Genomic DNA, 20135 nt, shown 5'->3' on the forward strand with positions numbered 1-20135 from the left:
TATCCTTAGAAAGGAGGTGATCCAGCCGCACCTTCCGATACGGCTACCTTGTTACGACTTCACCCCAATCATTTGTCCCACCTTCGACGGCTAGCTCCATAAATGGTTACTCCACCGGCTTCGGGTGTTACAAACTCTCGTGGTGTGACGGGCGGTGTGTACAAGACCCGGGAACGTATTCACCGTAGCATGCTGATCTACGATTACTAGCGATTCCAGCTTCATGTAGTCGAGTTGCAGACTACAATCCGAACTGAGAACAACTTTATGGGATTTGCATGACCTCGCGGTTTAGCTGCCCTTTGTATTGTCCATTGTAGCACGTGTGTAGCCCAAATCATAAGGGGCATGATGATTTGACGTCATCCCCACCTTCCTCCGGTTTGTCACCGGCAGTCAACTTAGAGTGCCCAACTAAATGCTGGCAACTAAGTTTAAGGGTTGCGCTCGTTGCGGGACTTAACCCAACATCTCACGACACGAGCTGACGACAACCATGCACCACCTGTCACTTTGTCCCCCGAAGGGGAAGGCTCTATCTCTAGAGTTGTCAAAGGATGTCAAGATTTGGTAAGGTTCTTCGCGTTGCTTCGAATTAAACCACATGCTCCACCGCTTGTGCGGGTCCCCGTCAATTCCTTTGAGTTTCAACCTTGCGGTCGTACTCCCCAGGCGGAGTGCTTAATGCGTTAGCTGCAGCACTAAGGGGCGGAAACCCCCTAACACTTAGCACTCATCGTTTACGGCGTGGACTACCAGGGTATCTAATCCTGTTTGATCCCCACGCTTTCGCACATCAGCGTCAGTTACAGACCAGAAAGTCGCCTTCGCCACTGGTGTTCCTCCATATCTCTGCGCATTTCACCGCTACACATGGAATTCCACTTTCCTCTTCTGCACTCAAGTTTCCCAGTTTCCAATGACCCTCCACGGTTGAGCCGTGGGCTTTCACATCAGACTTAAGAAACCGCCTACGCGCGCTTTACGCCCAATAATTCCGGATAACGCTTGCCACCTACGTATTACCGCGGCTGCTGGCACGTAGTTAGCCGTGGCTTTCTGATTAGGTACCGTCAAGACGTGCATAGTTACTTACACATTTGTTCTTCCCTAATAACAGAGTTTTACGATCCGAAGACCTTCATCACTCACGCGGCGTTGCTCCGTCAGGCTTTCGCCCATTGCGGAAGATTCCCTACTGCTGCCTCCCGTAGGAGTCTGGACCGTGTCTCAGTTCCAGTGTGGCCGATCACCCTCTCAGGTCGGCTACGTATCGTTGCCTTGGTAAGCCGTTACCTTACCAACTAGCTAATACGGCGCGGGTCCATCTATAAGTGATAGCAAAACCATCTTTCACTTTAGAACCATGCGGTTCTAAATGTTATCCGGCATTAGCCCCGGTTTCCCGGAGTTATTCCAGTCTTATAGGTAGGTTACCCACGTGTTACTCACCCGTCCGCCGCTAACGTCAAAGGAGCAAGCTCCTTATCTGTTCGCTCGACTTGCATGTATTAGGCACGCCGCCAGCGTTCATCCTGAGCCAGGATCAAACTCTCCATAAAAATATGATGTTTGATTAGCTCATAAAATACTAATTTGTGTTATTAATAACACGTTGTTTTGATTCAACATTTAATGTTGTAATCGGAATTAACGTTGACATATTGCAATTCAGTTTTCAATGTTCATTTGTTTCAATCACAAGAATTAATTCTACAGGTTTTAACTATGAAAGTCAAACACTTTTTTAAAATCAATTCATAACAATCATAATTCCATAAAAAAACGACCCAAAGGTCAAAATGGAATTGCCTGGCAACGTCCTACTCTTGCGGAACGTAAGTCCGACTACCATCGGCGCTAAGGAGCTTAACTTCTGTGTTCGGCATGGGAACAGGTGTGACCTCCTTGCTATAGTCACCAGACAATATCATGTATAACTATTATACATTCAAAACTAGATAGTAAGTAAAATTTAGTTCAACCAACAAAACTTTTAAATTTGATTAAGTCTTCGATCGATTAGTATTCGTCAGCTCCACATATCGCTATGCTTCCACCTCGAACCTATTAACCTCATCATCTTTGAGGGATCTTATAACCGAAGTTGGGAAATCTCATCTTGAGGGGGGCTTCATGCTTAGATGCTTTCAGCACTTATCCCGTCCATACATAGCTACCCAGCGATGCCGTTGGCACGACAACTGGTACACCAGAGGTATGTCCATCCCGGTCCTCTCGTACTAAGGACAGCTCCTCTCAAATTTCCTACGCCCACGACGGATAGGGACCGAACTGTCTCACGACGTTCTGAACCCAGCTCGCGTACCGCTTTAATGGGCGAACAGCCCAACCCTTGGGACCGACTACAGCCCCAGGATGCGATGAGCCGACATCGAGGTGCCAAACCTCCCCGTCGATGTGAACTCTTGGGGGAGATAAGCCTGTTATCCCCGGGGTAGCTTTTATCCGTTGAGCGATGGCCCTTCCATGCGGAACCACCGGATCACTAAGTCCGTCTTTCGACCCTACTCGACTTGTAAGTCTCGCAGTCAAGCTTCCTTGTGCCTTTACACTCTATGAATGATTTCCAACCATTCTGAGGAAACCTTTGAGCGCCTCCGTTACTCTTTAGGAGGCGACCGCCCCAGTCAAACTGTCCATCTGACACTGTCTCCCACCATGATTAATGGTGCGGGTTAGAAATCCAATACAGCGAGGGTAGTATCCCACCAACGCCTCCACGTAAGCTAGCGCTCACGTATCTAAGGCTCCTACCTATCCTGTACAAGCTGTACCGAATTTCAATATCAGACTACAGTAAAGCTCCACGGGGTCTTTCCGTCCTGTCGCGGGTAACCTGCATCTTCACAGGTACTATGATTTCACCGAGTCTCTCGTTGAGACAGTGCCCAAATCGTTACGCCTTTCGTGCGGGTCGGAACTTACCCGACAAGGAATTTCGCTACCTTAGGACCGTTATAGTTACGGCCGCCGTTTACTGGGGCTTCGATTCGTAGCTTCGCAGAAGCTAACCACTCCTCTTAACCTTCCAGCACCGGGCAGGCGTCAGCCCCTATACATCACCTTACGGTTTAGCAGAGACCTGTGTTTTTGATAAACAGTCGCTTGGGCCTATTCACTGCGGCTCTCCTGGGCGTGAACCCTAAAGAGCACCCCTTCTCCCGAAGTTACGGGGTCATTTTGCCGAGTTCCTTAACGAGAGTTCGCTCGCTCACCTTAGAATTCTCATCTTGACTACCTGTGTCGGTTTGCGGTACGGGCACCATAAATCTAGCTAGAGGCTTTTCTCGGCAGTGTGAAATCAACGACTCGAGGAAACAATTTCCTCTCCCCATCACAGCTTGACCTTAAGAGTGCCGGATTTGCCTAACACTCAGTCTTACTGCTTGGACGTACAATCCAATCGTACGCTTCGCCTATCCTACTGCGTCCCCCCATCGCTTAAAACGATACATGGTGGTACAGGAATATCAACCTGTTATCCATCGCCTACGCCTATCGGCCTCAGCTTAGGACCCGACTAACCCAGAGCGGACGAGCCTTCCTCTGGAAACCTTAGTCAATCGGTGGACGGGATTCTCACCCGTCTTTCGCTACTCACACCGGCATTCTCACTTCTAAGCGCTCCACATGTCCTTACGATCATGCTTCAACGCCCTTAGAACGCTCTCCTACCATTGTCCTACGGACAATCCACAGCTTCGGTAATATGTTTAGCCCCGGTACATTTTCGGCGCAGTGTCACTCGACTAGTGAGCTATTACGCACTCTTTAAATGATGGCTGCTTCTAAGCCAACATACTAGTTGTCTGGGCAACGCCACATCCTTTTCCACTTAACATATATTTTGGGACCTTAGCTGGTGGTCTGGGCTGTTTCCCTTTCGAACACGGACCTTATCACCCGCGTTCTGACTCCCAAGTTAAATTGATTGGCATTCGGAGTTTGTCTGAATTCGGTAACCCGAGAAGGGCCCCTCGTCCAAACAGTGCTCTACCTCCAATAATCATCACTTGAGGCTAGCCCTAAAGCTATTTCGGAGAGAACCAGCTATCTCCAGGTTCGATTGGAATTTCTCCGCTACCCTCAACTCATCCGCTCACTTTTCAACGTAAGTCGGTTCGGTCCTCCATTCAGTGTTACCTGAACTTCAACCTGGTCAAGGGTAGATCACCTGGTTTCGGGTCTACGACCAAATACTCAACGCCCTATTCAGACTCGCTTTCGCTACGGCTCCACATTCACTGCTTAACCTTGCATCAAATCGTAACTCGCCGGTTCATTCTACAAAAGGCACGCCATCACCCATTAACGGGCTCTGACTACTTGTAAGCACACGGTTTCAAGTTCTCTTTCACTCCCCTTCCGGGGTACTTTTCACCTTTCCCTCACGGTACTGGTTCACTATCGGTCACTAGAGAGTATTTAGCCTTGGGAGATGGTCCTCCCGGATTCCGACGGAATTTCTCGTGTTCCGTCGTACTCAGGATCCACTCAAGAGAGAACAGATTTTCGACTACAGGATTATTACCTTCTTTGATGCATCTTTCCAGATGCTTCGTCTAATCTATTCCTTTGTAACTCCGTATAGAGTGTCCTACAACCCCAACAAGCAAGCTCGTTGGTTTGGGCTATTCCCGTTTCGCTCGCCGCTACTCAGGGAATCGATTTTTCTTTCTCTTCCTGCGGGTACTAAGATGTTTCAGTTCTCCGCGTCTACCTTCGATACGCTATGTATTTACGTATCGATAATACGACATAACTCGTATTGGGTTTCCCCATTCGGAAATCTTTGGATCACAGCTTACTTACAGCTCCCCAAAGCATATCGTCGTTAGTAACGTCCTTCATCGGCTTCTAGTGCCAAGGCATCCACCGTGCGCCCTTAATAACTTAATCTATTTGCTTTCAACTCGACAACCGTCGGTTGAAAACCCAAAATGTTATTAATCTGTGAGTGTTCTTTCGAACACTAGCGATTATTTCTTTTTGAATTCAAGCTTATTTAAAACTCTTATTCACTCGGTTTTGCTTGGTAAAATCATAAATTTTACTTACCTATCTAGTTTTCAATGTACAAATCATTAAAGAATACTCGAATGAGCATTCAAAACTGAATACAATATGTCAATGTTATTCCTTTTCATCTTCTAAAGAAGATGTTCCGAATATATCCTTAGAAAGGAGGTGATCCAGCCGCACCTTCCGATACGGCTACCTTGTTACGACTTCACCCCAATCATTTGTCCCACCTTCGACGGCTAGCTCCATAAATGGTTACTCCACCGGCTTCGGGTGTTACAAACTCTCGTGGTGTGACGGGCGGTGTGTACAAGACCCGGGAACGTATTCACCGTAGCATGCTGATCTACGATTACTAGCGATTCCAGCTTCATGTAGTCGAGTTGCAGACTACAATCCGAACTGAGAACAACTTTATGGGATTTGCATGACCTCGCGGTTTAGCTGCCCTTTGTATTGTCCATTGTAGCACGTGTGTAGCCCAAATCATAAGGGGCATGATGATTTGACGTCATCCCCACCTTCCTCCGGTTTGTCACCGGCAGTCAACTTAGAGTGCCCAACTAAATGCTGGCAACTAAGTTTAAGGGTTGCGCTCGTTGCGGGACTTAACCCAACATCTCACGACACGAGCTGACGACAACCATGCACCACCTGTCACTTTGTCCCCCGAAGGGGAAGGCTCTATCTCTAGAGTTGTCAAAGGATGTCAAGATTTGGTAAGGTTCTTCGCGTTGCTTCGAATTAAACCACATGCTCCACCGCTTGTGCGGGTCCCCGTCAATTCCTTTGAGTTTCAACCTTGCGGTCGTACTCCCCAGGCGGAGTGCTTAATGCGTTAGCTGCAGCACTAAGGGGCGGAAACCCCCTAACACTTAGCACTCATCGTTTACGGCGTGGACTACCAGGGTATCTAATCCTGTTTGATCCCCACGCTTTCGCACATCAGCGTCAGTTACAGACCAGAAAGTCGCCTTCGCCACTGGTGTTCCTCCATATCTCTGCGCATTTCACCGCTACACATGGAATTCCACTTTCCTCTTCTGCACTCAAGTTTCCCAGTTTCCAATGACCCTCCACGGTTGAGCCGTGGGCTTTCACATCAGACTTAAGAAACCGCCTACGCGCGCTTTACGCCCAATAATTCCGGATAACGCTTGCCACCTACGTATTACCGCGGCTGCTGGCACGTAGTTAGCCGTGGCTTTCTGATTAGGTACCGTCAAGACGTGCATAGTTACTTACACATTTGTTCTTCCCTAATAACAGAGTTTTACGATCCGAAGACCTTCATCACTCACGCGGCGTTGCTCCGTCAGGCTTTCGCCCATTGCGGAAGATTCCCTACTGCTGCCTCCCGTAGGAGTCTGGACCGTGTCTCAGTTCCAGTGTGGCCGATCACCCTCTCAGGTCGGCTACGTATCGTTGCCTTGGTAAGCCGTTACCTTACCAACTAGCTAATACGGCGCGGGTCCATCTATAAGTGATAGCAAAACCATCTTTCACTTTAGAACCATGCGGTTCTAAATGTTATCCGGCATTAGCCCCGGTTTCCCGGAGTTATTCCAGTCTTATAGGTAGGTTACCCACGTGTTACTCACCCGTCCGCCGCTAACGTCAAAGGAGCAAGCTCCTTATCTGTTCGCTCGACTTGCATGTATTAGGCACGCCGCCAGCGTTCATCCTGAGCCAGGATCAAACTCTCCATAAAAATATGATGTTTGATTAGCTCATAAAATACTAATTTGTGTTATTAATAACACGTTGTTTTGATTCAACATTTAATGTTGAAATCGGAATTAACGTTGACATATTGCAATTCAGTTTTCAATGTTCATCTAAATATATATGGTGGAGACTAGCGGGATCGAACCGCTGACCTCCTGCGTGCAAAGCAGGCGCTCTCCCATCTGAGCTAAGCCCCCATAATTTTTAAATAAGAGTCGGGAAGACAGGATTCGAACCTGCGACCCCTTGGTCCCAAACCAAGTGCTCTACCAAGCTGAGCTACTTCCCGTATTTATCATAAAATCATTTTTAAAATGGTGCGCCCAATAGGAGTCGAACCTATAACCGCTTGATTCGTAGTCAAGTACTCTATCCAATTGAGCTATGGGCGCTCTATTAAAATGATGGTGCCGAGGACCGGAATCGAACCGGTACGATGATCTCTCATCGCAGGATTTTAAGTCCTGTGCGTCTGCCAGTTCCGCCACCCCGGCAAAATAATGGAGCAGAAGACGGGATTCGAACCCGCGACCCCGACCTTGGCAAGGTCGTATTCTACCGCTGAACTACTTCTGCAAAATGAAACTGGATGAGCCATAGAGGATTCGAACCTCTGACCCTCTGATTAAAAGTCAGATGCTCTACCAACTGAGCTAATGGCTCATGAAATGGTGCCGGCCAGAGGACTTGAACCCCCAACCTACTGATTACAAGTCAGTTGCTCTACCAGTTGAGCTAGGCCGGCTATTCATTTTTGAAAATGGTGGAGGATGACGGGTTCGAACCGCCGACCCCCTGCTTGTAAGGCAGATGCTCTCCCAGCTGAGCTAATCCTCCACATGTTTATTATAAAGCCTGGCAACGTCCTACTCTTGCGGAACGTAAGTCCGACTACCATCGGCGCTAAGGAGCTTAACTTCTGTGTTCGGCATGGGAACAGGTGTGACCTCCTTGCTGTAGTCACCAGACAAAATAACTTACTCAATGTATGATACATTGTTTATCAACCAATTACAATAGTTAATTTTACACTATCTTAAAGAAATTCACAAGTTCTTTACTTGATGTTTCTTATGTAAACACTCGTTTTTGACGACTTTTATATAATACTATGTTTTTTCATTAAAGTCAACTGTTTTCGTAACTTTTATTTTAAACATATATTTTATTTCACACGTATTCGCGCTCACTTAACTCGACTTGAATTATCTTACCATAAGAAATCGCAGTTGACCATACCCTTTTTGGTATATTTTTATAATTAAATAGCATAATTATGCATAATTGTATCTTATTACTTTATTATTTCTAATTTGTTTTTAAAAATTCGCTCTATTCCATTTGTTTAAAGTTCAAATTTATAATTAAAAAAGGATTAAACATCATGCTCTTATTTGTGAGTCACAACATTTAATCCTTTAATATAAGTTAATTTATATTATTTTTGTCTCATGTATGGGAATAATAACACATCTCTAATTGAAGCTGAATCGGTCAATAACATAACAAGTCTATCAATACCTATACCTAAACCACCTGTTGGAGGCATACCATATTCTAATGCTTCAATGAAATCTTCGTCCATTTCATGCGCTTCGTCATTACCTTGTTCTTTTTCAACTAATTGCGCTTCAAATCTTTCTCTTTGATCTATAGGATCATTTAATTCTGTAAATGCATTACCATGTTCTCTACCTACAATAAATAATTCAAAGCGATCCGTAAATCGAGGGTCTTCCGGATTTTTCTTTGCTAATGGTGATATTTCAATTGGATGACCGTATATAAATGTAGGTTGTATTAATGTTTCTTCAACTTTTTGTTCAAAGAATTCGTTTAAAATATGACCGTATTTCATATTGTCAGTTATTTCAACACCGTGTTCTTTAGCAAGTGTTTTAGCTTCTTCGTCATTCTGAACATTAAAGAAATCAATACCTGTTACTTCTTTGACAGCATCTGCCATGTGAACTCGTTTCCAATTTGATTCTAAGTCAATCATTTCTTCACCATAATTAATTTTTGCAGTGCCAAGTACTTTATTGGATATATGTCTAATCATATCTTCTGTTAAATCCATAATATCGTGATAGTTTGCATACGCTTCGTAAAGTTCAATCATTGTGAACTCTGGATTATGGCGTGTAGATACACCTTCATTTCTAAACACGCGACCAATTTCATATACTTTTTCTAAACCACCAACAATTAATCGTTTTAAATGTAATTCTATTGCAATTCTCATATATAATGTAGCATCCAAAGCATTATGGTGTGTTACGAATGGTCTCGCTGCTGCTCCGCCTGCAATTTGGTGCATCATTGGCGTTTCTACTTCTAAGAATCCTTGGTTGTTTAAGTAATTACGCATTTCTTGTAAGATTTTACTTCTATTAATAAAAGTTTGTGTGCTATCTTGATTTGTTATTAAGTCTAAATAACGTTGACGATAACGTTGTTCAATATCTTGTAAACCATGGAATTTATCTGGTAATGGGCGTAATGCTTTTGTTAAAAGCGTGAATGATTTTGCTTTAACAGACAATTCACCAGTATTTGTTTTGAACATAACACCTTCAATACCTACGATATCTCCCAGGTCTGTTGATTTCCATAGTTCAAATTGTTCTTCTCCAACTTGATCTTTTCTTACATAAATTTGAATTTGACCTGATAAATCTTGCACGTGTGCAAAGCCTGCTTTACCTTTACCACGTTTCGTCATTAAACGCCCAGCTATGCTGACATGACTTTCTTCTTCTTTTTCTTGTAATTCTTCTTTAGAGAATTGATCCCAATCTTCATGTAACGGAGTAGCCATTGAAGTTCGTACAAATTTTCCACCGAATGGATCGATACCTAAATCGTATAGCTCTTGCATTTTTTGACGACGCACCTGCATTTGGTCGTTCATTTCTTCTGACATAACTTTCTCTCCTTTATACTTCTTGTTCTATTTTAATTTTAGCCCCAACTTTTTGTTAGAATTCGAGGAATATCTATCATTTATGGTTAATGTATCTTGATTTGTTCCAATCATTTCTTACTTTACCATGACTACCCTATCTTTTAAATACAAAGATGAGTATTTGACTATGTGCTCAGCACTAATTTTTTCAATTTTACTAGAGGTTATGAATGTAATAAAGTAATTAAAGCTGTATATTTTTTAGCGTATGCTAAAGTATCTGTTTTATCTTTATGAATGAAACAATTTTTAAAATACCTATTTTTTACTGCGCAGCAATTCAATGTATATAACTATTACTACAATAGTTATGTAATACATGATGTTCTAGTTAGAGTTAATCTTGTTATATCAGTTGTATTAATAATTTAACATGCTTCTACTGCGTCCAAATAATGATAGAAGCAACTAAATGAATTTCACAATTAATCTATAATAAAATTGCAAATATACCTATTCAATAAAAACGCTTTGCTTGGCCTCATCTTCATTGAGTTTATACAGCATTGCTTTCTTAACCTTTATATTGTTTCACTGAATTATCTAACGTCACTAAATTTCTAATTTTTTTGTTTGTATGAGGTTCAGTAAAATCTGGCGCAATATCATTGAGTGGTATGAGCACGAAAGAGCGTTCCAACATGCGTGGATGCGGTATAACCAAGTCATCTTCATTTATAATTTGTTTATCAAATAATAAAATATCAACATCTAATGTTCTAGGACCCCATCTGATATCTCTTACTCTATGCAACTGTTGTTCTGTTTCTTGACATACTTTTAATAAATCACGAGGTGTTAGTGTCGTTTGTATTTCAATACATTGATTTAAAAATTGAGGTTGCTCAACATACCCTACAGGGTCTGTTTCATAAATCAGGGATGTTTGTGTTACATTGATGCCTTCTGTGTCATTCAAAATATGAATCGCTTGATTAAGCTGTGTTTCTCTATCTCCAACGTTACTTCCGAAACCTAAGTATGCATATGACATTAGAAATTCTCCCTCACTATTTCTACGCCTACACCCTCATAATGGCCTGGTATAGGTGGATTTTCTTTAGTGATTCTAACTTTCGTTTCCATTACACGATTATAGTGTGAATTTATACGTTTTGCAATACGTTCAGCTAGATGCTCTACTAAATTCACTGGTTTACTTTCCATGATTGATTTAACATCTTCATATACTTCACCATAGTGAACAGTGTCAGTAACTTGATCTGTTTCACCTGCAAGACTTAAATCAACTTTCATTGTCACATCTACGACGAATATTTGACCAATTTCATTTTCGGCTGGTAAAGCACCGTGATAACAATAAAATTTCATACCGTTAAGAAATATCGTGTCTCTCATCCTCATTCTCCTTTAAATAATCCATGCTTTGAGCCAAACGGGCGTTGAGCACAACATTATGAACCCTCACACCTTTAACACCTTTCATTATACCATATGCAGTAGTGGCGGCTGTTGCTTCATCTCTTTCAGTTGCTTGTGTGTCTCTATCTATCATTTCTTTAATAAATCTTTTTCTACTTGTCGCTAATAGTACAGGATAATCCGTAGCTACTAACTCGTCCAAGCGCGCCATTACTTCTTTTTCTTCATCTCTTGTTTTTGCAAAACCAATGCCAGGATCTATCCAAACTTTTTCTTGGGGAATACCTGCCATTTCAGCTTTATTTGCTTGTTTCAATAAATGTAGAAGCATTTCATCCACAACTGGCATTGTTCGATTACCATCACCATTGTGCATCAATATGATCTCGCCTTCATATTTAGATACAATATCAAAGATTTTTTCGTCATATAATCCAGCCCACTGATCATTAATCATTGTAGCGCCTAATTTCATTGCTGCTTCTGCCACTTCACTTCTATATGTATCAATAGAAAGTTGAACGTCTAATTGGCTGAGTGCTTTTACAACTGGGACTACACGTTGCAATTCTTCAGTTACACTGATTTCTTCATAGCCAGGACGTGTAGATATACCACCGACATCTATTATATCTACACCTTCTTCGATCATTTCTTCCGCTCTTTTAACAGCCTTTTCTACTGAATTATATTTACCACCATCAGAAAATGAATCAGGTGTTACGTTTAATATGCCCATAATTTTTGTATGTGCCATCGTTACTTTCTTCCTTTCACTGTTAAATACCTCATCGCTAGCTTAGTAATCACTATTCTATAATAACGCTAATTTATAAAATTTTCAGTAAGCAATGCTCATGTAACCCAAAAATTTAAGTCTAATTTATTTTACTCATTTAAATAATAAGTAATTGACAAGAACGCATTCAAATATATTAATCTTTTCATATTGTGACCTATTTCTATTGATTTATTTAATTTTATAAACGCTATCGGCATGTCTTTAACAGTCATTATAATACTTCTAATTAATATCAGCTGCTATACGTGTAATTCCGTAAGGTAATAATATTATACCAAGGTGTTGAAAACGACAAAATCTTCACAGAAAGCATACAAAAAAACTGTCGACAAAGTCAGTACCTTGTCGACAGTCTGAAACTGATCAAATCTGCATATGATCGGTTTTATAAATATGTTTTTAATCTTCAAATGAATATAAAGGTGTTGAAAGGTAACGTTCACCATTACTTGGTAATACAGTAACGACTGTTTTACCTTTACCTAAAGATTTTGCTTTTTCGATAGCTGCATAAATTGCTGCACCTGAAGAAATACCTCCAAGTATACCTTCTTCTTTAGCAACCTTACGAGACATATCCATTGCTGTTTCATTACCCACTTTTATAACTTCGTCATAGACATTCGTATCTAAAGTATCTGGTACAAAGCCAGCTCCTAAACCTTGTAGTTTATGTGGTCCTGGTTCTCCACCACTTAATACTGGTGAATCTTCTGGTTCAATAGCTACAAGATTGATATCAGGATATTTCTCTTTCAATACTTTACCTGCACCAGTTAATGTACCACCTGTACCAACACCTGCTAAGAATGAATCAATTGTTTTTCCTTCAAATTGTTCAACCAATTCTGGGCCAGTTGTCAATTCATGCACACGTGGGTTCGCTGGGTTTTCAAATTGTTGTGGTTCATAATAACCGAATTCTTCTTTTAATTCTTTTGCTTTTTTAATAGCGCCTTTCATTGCTTCTGAACCTGGTGTTAACACAACTTCTGCACCATAAGCTTTTAATAAATTACGACGTTCTTGACTCATTGTTTCTGGCATCGTAAATACTGCTTTATAACCTTTAGCGGCACATACAAAAGCTAAACCTATACCTGTATTACCACTCGTTGGTTCTACAATTGTATCTCCTGGTTTGATTTTCCCATCTTTCTCAGCCGCTTCAATCATTGCTAATGCAATACGGTCTTTAACTGAACCACCTGGATTTTGATATTCTAATTTTACATAAACATCTGCAGCATTTTCATCCACCACATTGTTCAATTTAACTACTGGTGTATTACCAATTACCTCAACGATATTATTTACTGGTTTGTTTGTCATAAGTATTGCTCCTTTTCATTAAAAAGTTTAAAACCTACTTTTTCTATCGGATATACTTTATATTTTATCAGATTTTGATTTGAATACAACTAAGAAGATTGAAAATTACAATATTTTTATAATTTATGTGACTTAAACTTTATTTTAAAGGATTTTTTACATCTTTTCTAATAATTCCTGTAATTCATTTTCTGTATATTGATATTTATTTCTACAGAAGTGACATTCTGCTTCTGCACCATGATCTTCATTAATCATACTTTCGATTTCAGCTTGACCTAACCCTTTAATTGCATTCAAAAACTTTTCGTGACCACAATTACATTCAAAACTTGCAGGCATTTCTTCTAAAATTTGAACTTCATCTTCACCAAGTACTTCATATAAAATTTCTTCTGGCGATAAACCTTGATCAATTAATTTCGAAACTGGTGTCATATTGTTGATTGCTGTTTCTAATTTATTGATTGTTTTTTCTTCTGCACCTGGCATCACTTGGATGATAAAACCGCCTGCAGCTTTTATAGAATTGTCAGGATTCACTAATACGCCTAGTCCAACAGATGATGGTACTTGTTCACTTTTTGCGAAGTAATAAGTAAAGTCATCGCCTAATTCACCGGATATAAGTTCACTTGAACCAGAGAAATAATCTTTCATTCCAACGTCTTTTACTACAGTTATTGCACCATTGGTTCCAACAGCTCTACTAACATCTAACTTCCCAATGTTATTTAGAGGAAAGTGAGTCTGTGGGTGAGTCACGTATCCTCTTACATGACCACTGGCATCTGCATCAGCTATAATTTTTCCGATTGGCCCTTGTCCATCAACTGTAACTGTCAGTTTTTGATCGCCTTTTAACATTGCACCCATCATCAACGTTGCAGTCATTGTTCTGCCAAGTGCTGCGGATGCTGTCGGCCAAGTATAGTGTCTTGTTTGTGCTTCTTGAACACTTTCTGTAGTTAATGCACTATATGCTCTTATCTGTCCTTCATAAGCCAATGCTTTAACAATGTAATCTTTTGTCATTTCTATAATTTCTCCTTTTATTCAATATAATGTTTAAATTGCCTTCTAAATTCTATATAAAATTCCATAATACTTTTTATCAATGCAATTTATTGTAAGTGTTCAGGCAAAAAATTGCTACATATCTGTTTGCAATTTGGCGGATTGATAAATATTAAAAAAGCTTCTTTCCACATCAATATGATAGCAGAAAGAAGCTTTTTGTTCAGTTATTAATTTCTATTACTTGGATCGTTAGGATCACTTGGGTTGCTAGGTTTATCGATATTTGGCGCTTGCTCATGACCTGTCTCTTCTGAGTCATCATTGTCATGTTCGCTATCTTTACTTTCTTTATCGACATCTTTTTCTTCTTGTTGATCTTCTTTTTCTTGTTGTTTACCAACTTCTAGTTGTTCTTTTCGTACATCTTCATAAGATTTACCGTATTTACCTTCTTTAAATTCACTTTCTTGATCACTAACAACTTCTGCTGCATCGTAATCAACTTCTGGTAATACGCCATCATAGAATAATGAACGGATTTGCTCAGCAACTAATGTTTCTTCTTTTAATAAAGATTCAGCAATTAAAAGTAATTGTGATTGATGTTCTAAAAGAATGTCTTTACAACGTTCGTATTGTTCTTTAATAATACGTTGAACTTCTTTATCAATTTCATACGCAATTTGTCCAGAATATTCTGGATCGCCTTGCATGTCTTTACCTAAGAATACTTGTCCATTACTGCTACTTGTGAATTGTACCGTACCAAGTTTCTTACTCATACCATATTCAGTAACCATTTGTCGTGCGATTTGTGTTGCACGTTCAAAGTCATTTGAAGCACCTGTTGATACTTCGTTGAAATTAATATCTTCAGAAACACGTCCACCTAACAAGCCACAAATTTTATCTAGTAATTCTGGCTCAGTCATTAGGAAGCGATCTTGTTTTGGTAACATCATTGCATAACCACCAGCTTGACCACGTGGTACGATGGTAACCTTATGGACAACCTCTGCTTCATCAAGCACCATACCAATAATAGTATGACCTGCTTCATGGTGTGCTACGATATTACGTTCTTTTTCAGAAATGACACGTGATTTTTTAGCAGGACCAGCAATCACACGGTCAGTCGCTTCTTCAATATCACGCATATCTATTTTCTTCTTACCTTCACGTACTGCAACTAAAGATGCTTCGTTCAGCAAGTTTTCTAAATCTGCACCAGAGAAACCAGGTGTTCTTTGAGATACTGCTTTTAAGTCTACTGTTTCATCAAGTGGTTTATTTCTAGCATGGACGTGCAGAATAGCTTCACGTCCTTTTACGTCAGGACGACCAACTTGAATTTGTCTATCGAAACGACCAGGACGTAATAATGCTGGGTCTAAAATATCAGGACGGTTTGTAGCAGCAATCATAATGATACCTTCATTTTCACCGAATCCATCCATTTCAACTAGTAATTGGTTTAACGTTTGTTCACGTTCATCGTGTCCGCCACCAACACCAGCACCACGTTGACGACCAACTGCGTCGATTTCGTCAATAAAGATAATACAAGGTGCATTTTTCTTAGCATTTTCAAATAAGTCACGTACACGGCTTGCACCAACACCCACAAACATCTCAACGAAGTCTGAACCACTGATTGAGAAGAATGGTGTACCAGCTTCACCAGCTACTGCACGAGCTAATAATGTTTTACCTGTACCTGGAGGTCCTACAAGTAAAACACCTTTAGGAATTCTAGAACCCATTTGTTTAAATTGTTTATTATCTTTTAAGAAGTCAACAATTTCTATTAATTCTTGTTTTTCTTCATCTGCGCCAGCTACATCTGAGAAGCGTACACGTTTTTTCTGACTGTCGTACATTTTAGCTTTGGATTTACCAAAGTTCATCATACGACCGCCGCCACCGCCGCCTCCTTGTGCTTGGCTAAGGAAGAAAATAAATAATAATGCTATGATTAAAACTGGTATTAACGTAGTTAAAATACTTACAAATACGCTTTGTTTTTCTTCTTCTTTAACCGTAAATTTCAATCCATCTTGACTTTGTGCTTTATCTGTTATTTTTTCAAGCTCTTTATCATTATTATATAAAATAGTTGAAGAATAATCTTCATCTTTTTTAGTTTTACCACTTACCATATATACATTTTGTTCTGGTTGAATTTCTAAGGATTTCAATTCACCTTTATCTAATTGCTTAACAAATTGATTATATGTAAGCTGTTTTGGCATATTTCCGTTACCATTTAGCCACGAAAACAAGCCAAATATAATAACGCCAATGATTGCGATAACTAGCACGTTACGAAAGGCTTTCTGCATGCGTCGTTTCCTCCTACTTCAATAATAAAACTAACAAAAATTGTAACACAATACACAAGTGTTGGGCTAGTAATTCTACTTTTGTATGTACGTTACAGTTCTTGTTGTTTTTATACTTTTATATTTTTGATATACAAACAGTTAACATATACTTTATAATCTATCCCTTAAATGATTTACGTATATGTCCGCGTATTTTATCAACATACTATGTATATCGACTCATTTAATCCGATTACGTTTTACAGTATATAACAATATTTCATACGATTAAATTGTACTGCTTATTTTGAATAAATTTCTGGTTTAAGTGTACCAATATATGGTAGGTTTCTATAGTTTTCAGCATAATCTAATCCGTAGCCTACTACGAATTCATCTGGAATTTTTTTACCTACATATTTTGCTTCGATATCCGCTTTGCGACGATTTGGTTTGTCTAATAATGTTACAATTTCCAGTGAATTGACTTTTCTTGATTCCAATAATTCAGTTATTGATTTTAAAGTTGTTCCTGTTTCTAAAATGTCTTCAATAATCAAGATGTCTTTGCCTTCTATTGAACCACTTAAATCTTTAAGTATTTGTACTTCACCCGTTGATTCAGTACCGCCATGGTAACTAGAAACATCCATAAAATCGATAGCTAAATGTGTATCAATATGTTTGATGAGGTCTGTCATAAACATTACTGACCCTTTCAAGATACCTATACAGACAAGTGGTTTACCTGCATATGCTTCAGTGATTTTTGCACCCAAGTCTTTACAAATTTGTTCGATTTCTGCCTCATCCATTAATATTTCCTTTAAATCATCTCGCATAATTTCATTCCTCTCCCGTATTTCGTATGAAAATAGTATCTTTATATTCATTATTTAAGTATAACGTACCTACAGCAATAATTGTTTCATCTGCATTAACTAAAATTGGTAACTGGTTTCGCTCAGTTTGTATAATTTTGCGATCAATCAGTAATCGACTAACTTTTTTATGTCCTTTTATACCATTTAGTTTGAATTTATCTCCCGTATTTCTAGTTCTAACGACTAACGGATAATCATCTTTTGGAAAATTATCAGTTATGTTTATACTATAATGACCATAGTGATACAATCCTGGTTGCAAAATCTTTGTTGGTACAAGACATTTATCATAATTTGCCATTATTATAAATTTATCATAAGCGATATAAATATTCCATTTATCTGTTGTATATATTGTACATTGAGTAACTTTGCCTTCGAGTTGCTCAAACCAAGATTCATACATTTTTTCAGTCATTGGTGTCGTAATCTGTAATTTTGAAAATATTTTATCTAAAATAATTATTTTAATATTATGATTTAAATCAGAAAATGCAACTCTTGGAATTACTATTTCTGTCTTATCGTCATTTTCATAAACATGTGTTTCTATAAAATGTAACGCATTGTCATGTAACGCTTGCAGTTGCATATCATGCCAATCTTTCAACTTAAGTAACTGTTTTGTAGATAAATGGCGATTGCTATCGATGGCAGGTAAAATACGATTACGAATATCATTTCTTACGTAATGATTTTCAGCGTTTGTCTCGTCTTCATAATAAGGCACTTCATAATTTTGCTGATAGTTTCGAATGTCTGCTTTTGTTGTTTTTAACAATGGTTTACACAACATATAGGCACTTCGTGAAGTCAGATATGACATACCTAAACTACTTCTAGTTGAACGACCCGTCATCAATCGATAAAAGATAGTTTCAATTTGATCGTCTTGATGGTGAGCGGTTAATAAAACGTCTGCATCCAGCTCCACCATCATATTATCAAACCACTGATACCGTTCATTCCTTGCAATATTTTCAATGCTGTTACCTTGTTCAATGACTTTCGATAAATCTAAATGATGCACGAACAATGGAATTTGATACGATTCACAATATTTTCTTATAAATGTTTCTTCTTCTTGTGCAATATCACGAATATTATGATTCACATGTAAGCAAGTTAATTTTCTATACGATTGAGACAACTGATTAATTAAGTTGTGTAATAATACCATGCTGTCAATCCCCGTCGAAACGGCTAACACAATATGTTGATCTTTATTCCAACCACCAGCATTAACTTCTACCATAGCTTACCTCCTATGTCACAATGCGAAAGATTTTTTCTTTAAGTTTTACATGTACGTTGAAACTTCTGGACACAACAAAAAATAGACTGTTTCCTTAAGTAAGAAAACAGTCATTCATTGTCAAAGTCAAACGTCATTAAAATCATATTAAATGTTGTCTTAAGCAATTAATTTCAGTTCTCTTGGGAACAGTCTTATTTTATATATTTTAGCGTCTAGCGCCTTTTCCACCACGTCTAGATTCTGTTTGACGCTTAATAGAAGTCAATTTATCTTCACTATCTTTTAAGAAGTTTGTTAATTTCTTTTCAAAGTCCTCACCTTTAGGTTGAGGTTGTTTATAATTTGGTTTACTTTGAGGTCTACGTGGACGATCTTTTGCTTTTTTGATAGATAAACTAATTTTTCCATCATCAGCAATTGAAAGCACTTTAACTTCAACTTCATCACCAACAGATAAGTGATCTTCTACGTTTTCAACGTAGTTATCTGCAACTTCACTTATGTGAACTAAGCCACTCTTTCCTTCTGGAAGTTCGACGAAAGCGCCAAACTTTTTAATTCCAGTGACTTTACCTTTAAGCTTGTTTCCTACTTCGATTGACATATTATAAATAAATCCTCCCGATTCGTTTCGATTTTAACCCTATTATATGCCTGTTTGCATAAATTAACAATGGTATAATGATGCAAAAAATTAAATTCACTTATTTATCATCATTTTGCGCCTTAGATTTAGTGTCAGATTTATTATCTCCAGGCAATTTGAAAATAACTTCTCCATCATTACTTAGATAGTAATCATCACGTGCAACTTTTTCAATATAATCTTTATCATTTAAATTATTTAATTGTTCTTTTAGTGCTAATTCTTCATCTTGTTGTTTTTGATACTTTTGTTCTTTTTGTTGACGTTCAACTGAATCTTCATTATTACTTTGTTTTTGAGTGACAAGCATGATGGCTAAAATGATAATAATCAATAGTAAAATACCACCAAATAAAGTGATACGCTTACGAACAACACGCTTTCTCATTTGTTGCTGCTGCTTTTTTTTGTTTTTTGCTGAAGTATACGTATTGCCTATATTTTCAACTTTTTTATTCATTTGCTTGTCACCTCCTGTGTTTATATTTCACTAACTTTTTCTTCTTTAATAAGTTCATACATACCTTTTGCATTTTCTTTTGTTGCATGTTCGTTCAAACCTGTGACTTTGATTGTTACAATTTTTTGTCCGAATCGAATAACAAGTTCATCTGTTTCTTTTACATCAGTACCCGCTTTAGCAACTACGCCATTTACAGTAATACGTCCTTGATCACTGATTTCTTTAGCTAATGTGCGACGCTTTACTAATCTTGAAACTTTGAGATATTTATCTAATCTCAT

12 protein-coding genes, 8 tRNA genes and 5 rRNA genes are annotated in these 20135 nt (G+C 38.9%); all 25 read right to left on the reverse strand.

The window, feature by feature from the left end; genetic code table 11:
* Nucleotides 1–9: 9 nt before the first annotated feature.
* Nucleotides 10–1562 (reverse strand): 16S ribosomal RNA (locus NST87_RS11615).
* A 248-nt stretch (nt 1563–1810) separates the two neighbouring features.
* Nucleotides 1811–1925 (reverse strand): 5S ribosomal RNA (gene rrf, locus NST87_RS11620).
* Nucleotides 1926–2002: 77 nt separating this feature from the next.
* Nucleotides 2003–4923 (reverse strand): 23S ribosomal RNA (locus NST87_RS11625).
* 281 nt (nt 4924–5204) lie between these two features.
* Nucleotides 5205–6757, reverse strand: a 16S ribosomal RNA gene (locus tag NST87_RS11630).
* A 138-nt stretch (nt 6758–6895) separates the two neighbouring features.
* Nucleotides 6896–6971 (reverse strand) — tRNA-Ala (locus tag NST87_RS11635).
* A gap of 18 nt (nt 6972–6989) precedes the next feature.
* Nucleotides 6990–7063, reverse strand: a tRNA-Pro gene (locus NST87_RS11640).
* Between the two features lie 26 nt (nt 7064–7089).
* Nucleotides 7090–7166 (reverse strand) — tRNA-Arg (locus NST87_RS11645).
* Nucleotides 7167–7179: 13 nt separating this feature from the next.
* A tRNA-Leu gene (locus NST87_RS11650) sits at nt 7180–7268 on the reverse strand.
* A 7-nt stretch (nt 7269–7275) separates the two neighbouring features.
* Nucleotides 7276–7350: transfer RNA gene (locus NST87_RS11655), tRNA-Gly, on the reverse strand.
* Nucleotides 7351–7364: 14 nt separating this feature from the next.
* Nucleotides 7365–7437 (reverse strand) — tRNA-Lys (locus NST87_RS11660).
* Between the two features lie 6 nt (nt 7438–7443).
* Nucleotides 7444–7519 (reverse strand) — tRNA-Thr (locus tag NST87_RS11665).
* A gap of 16 nt (nt 7520–7535) precedes the next feature.
* Nucleotides 7536–7611 (reverse strand) — tRNA-Val (locus NST87_RS11670).
* 16 nt (nt 7612–7627) lie between these two features.
* Nucleotides 7628–7742 (reverse strand): 5S ribosomal RNA (rrf, locus tag NST87_RS11675).
* The 16S, 23S and 5S rRNA genes sit together here with 8 tRNA genes alongside, the layout of an rRNA operon.
* Before the next feature lie 470 nt (nt 7743–8212).
* Nucleotides 8213–9700 carry a lysine--tRNA ligase gene (lysS, locus tag NST87_RS11680; RefSeq protein WP_019467971.1) on the reverse strand — a complete coding sequence of 496 codons (1488 nt, stop codon included), beginning with the start codon at nt 9698–9700 and terminating at the stop codon, nt 8213–8215.
* A gap of 556 nt (nt 9701–10256) precedes the next feature.
* Nucleotides 10257–10736, reverse strand: coding sequence for a 2-amino-4-hydroxy-6-hydroxymethyldihydropteridine diphosphokinase (gene folK / locus NST87_RS11685; protein ID WP_071560241.1), 480 nt, complete (start codon nt 10734–10736; stop codon nt 10257–10259).
* Nucleotides 10736–11101, reverse strand: coding sequence for a dihydroneopterin aldolase (gene folB / locus NST87_RS11690; protein ID WP_071560240.1), 366 nt, complete (start codon nt 11099–11101; stop codon nt 10736–10738). The genes folK and folB overlap by 1 nt, the downstream gene beginning before the upstream one ends.
* Nucleotides 11079–11882, reverse strand: coding sequence for a dihydropteroate synthase (folP, locus tag NST87_RS11695; RefSeq protein ID WP_019467968.1), 804 nt, complete (start codon nt 11880–11882; stop codon nt 11079–11081). Before folP ends, folB begins: the two co-directional genes overlap by 23 nt.
* Nucleotides 11883–12326: 444 nt before the next feature.
* The gene (gene cysK, locus NST87_RS11700; protein ID WP_019467967.1) at nt 12327–13259 is read right to left on the reverse strand and encodes a cysteine synthase A; all 933 of its coding nucleotides are present in this window, start codon (nt 13257–13259) and stop codon (nt 12327–12329) included.
* A gap of 156 nt (nt 13260–13415) precedes the next feature.
* Complete coding sequence (gene hslO / locus NST87_RS11705) at nt 13416–14294, reverse strand: Hsp33 family molecular chaperone HslO (protein ID WP_071560239.1); 879 nt, start codon at nt 14292–14294, stop codon at nt 13416–13418.
* Nucleotides 14295–14506: 212 nt separating this feature from the next.
* Nucleotides 14507–16621, reverse strand: a complete 2115-nt coding sequence (gene ftsH, locus NST87_RS11710) for an ATP-dependent zinc metalloprotease FtsH (RefSeq protein WP_019467965.1) — start codon at nt 16619–16621, stop codon at nt 14507–14509.
* 284 nt (nt 16622–16905) lie between these two features.
* Nucleotides 16906–17445 (reverse strand): hypoxanthine phosphoribosyltransferase, encoded by a 540-nt coding sequence (gene hpt / locus NST87_RS11715; protein WP_019467964.1) that lies wholly within the window; start codon nt 17443–17445, stop codon nt 16906–16908.
* Nucleotides 17446–17449: 4 nt separating this feature from the next.
* Nucleotides 17450–18742, reverse strand: a complete 1293-nt coding sequence (gene tilS / locus NST87_RS11720) for a tRNA lysidine(34) synthetase TilS (protein ID WP_019467963.1) — start codon at nt 18740–18742, stop codon at nt 17450–17452.
* Nucleotides 18743–18950: 208 nt separating this feature from the next.
* Nucleotides 18951–19349 (reverse strand): S1 domain-containing RNA-binding protein, encoded by a 399-nt coding sequence (locus NST87_RS11725; RefSeq protein WP_019467962.1) that lies wholly within the window; start codon nt 19347–19349, stop codon nt 18951–18953.
* Between the two features lie 100 nt (nt 19350–19449).
* Complete coding sequence (locus NST87_RS11730; RefSeq protein WP_019467961.1) at nt 19450–19851, reverse strand: FtsB family cell division protein; 402 nt, start codon at nt 19849–19851, stop codon at nt 19450–19452.
* A 20-nt stretch (nt 19852–19871) separates the two neighbouring features.
* Nucleotides 19872–20135 (reverse strand): RNA-binding S4 domain-containing protein, encoded by a 264-nt coding sequence (locus tag NST87_RS11735; RefSeq protein ID WP_026034742.1) that lies wholly within the window; start codon nt 20133–20135, stop codon nt 19872–19874.

This window comes from Staphylococcus sp. FSL W8-0271, from assembly GCF_038006605.1.
Classification (GTDB): domain Bacteria; phylum Bacillota; class Bacilli; order Staphylococcales; family Staphylococcaceae; genus Staphylococcus; species Staphylococcus cohnii.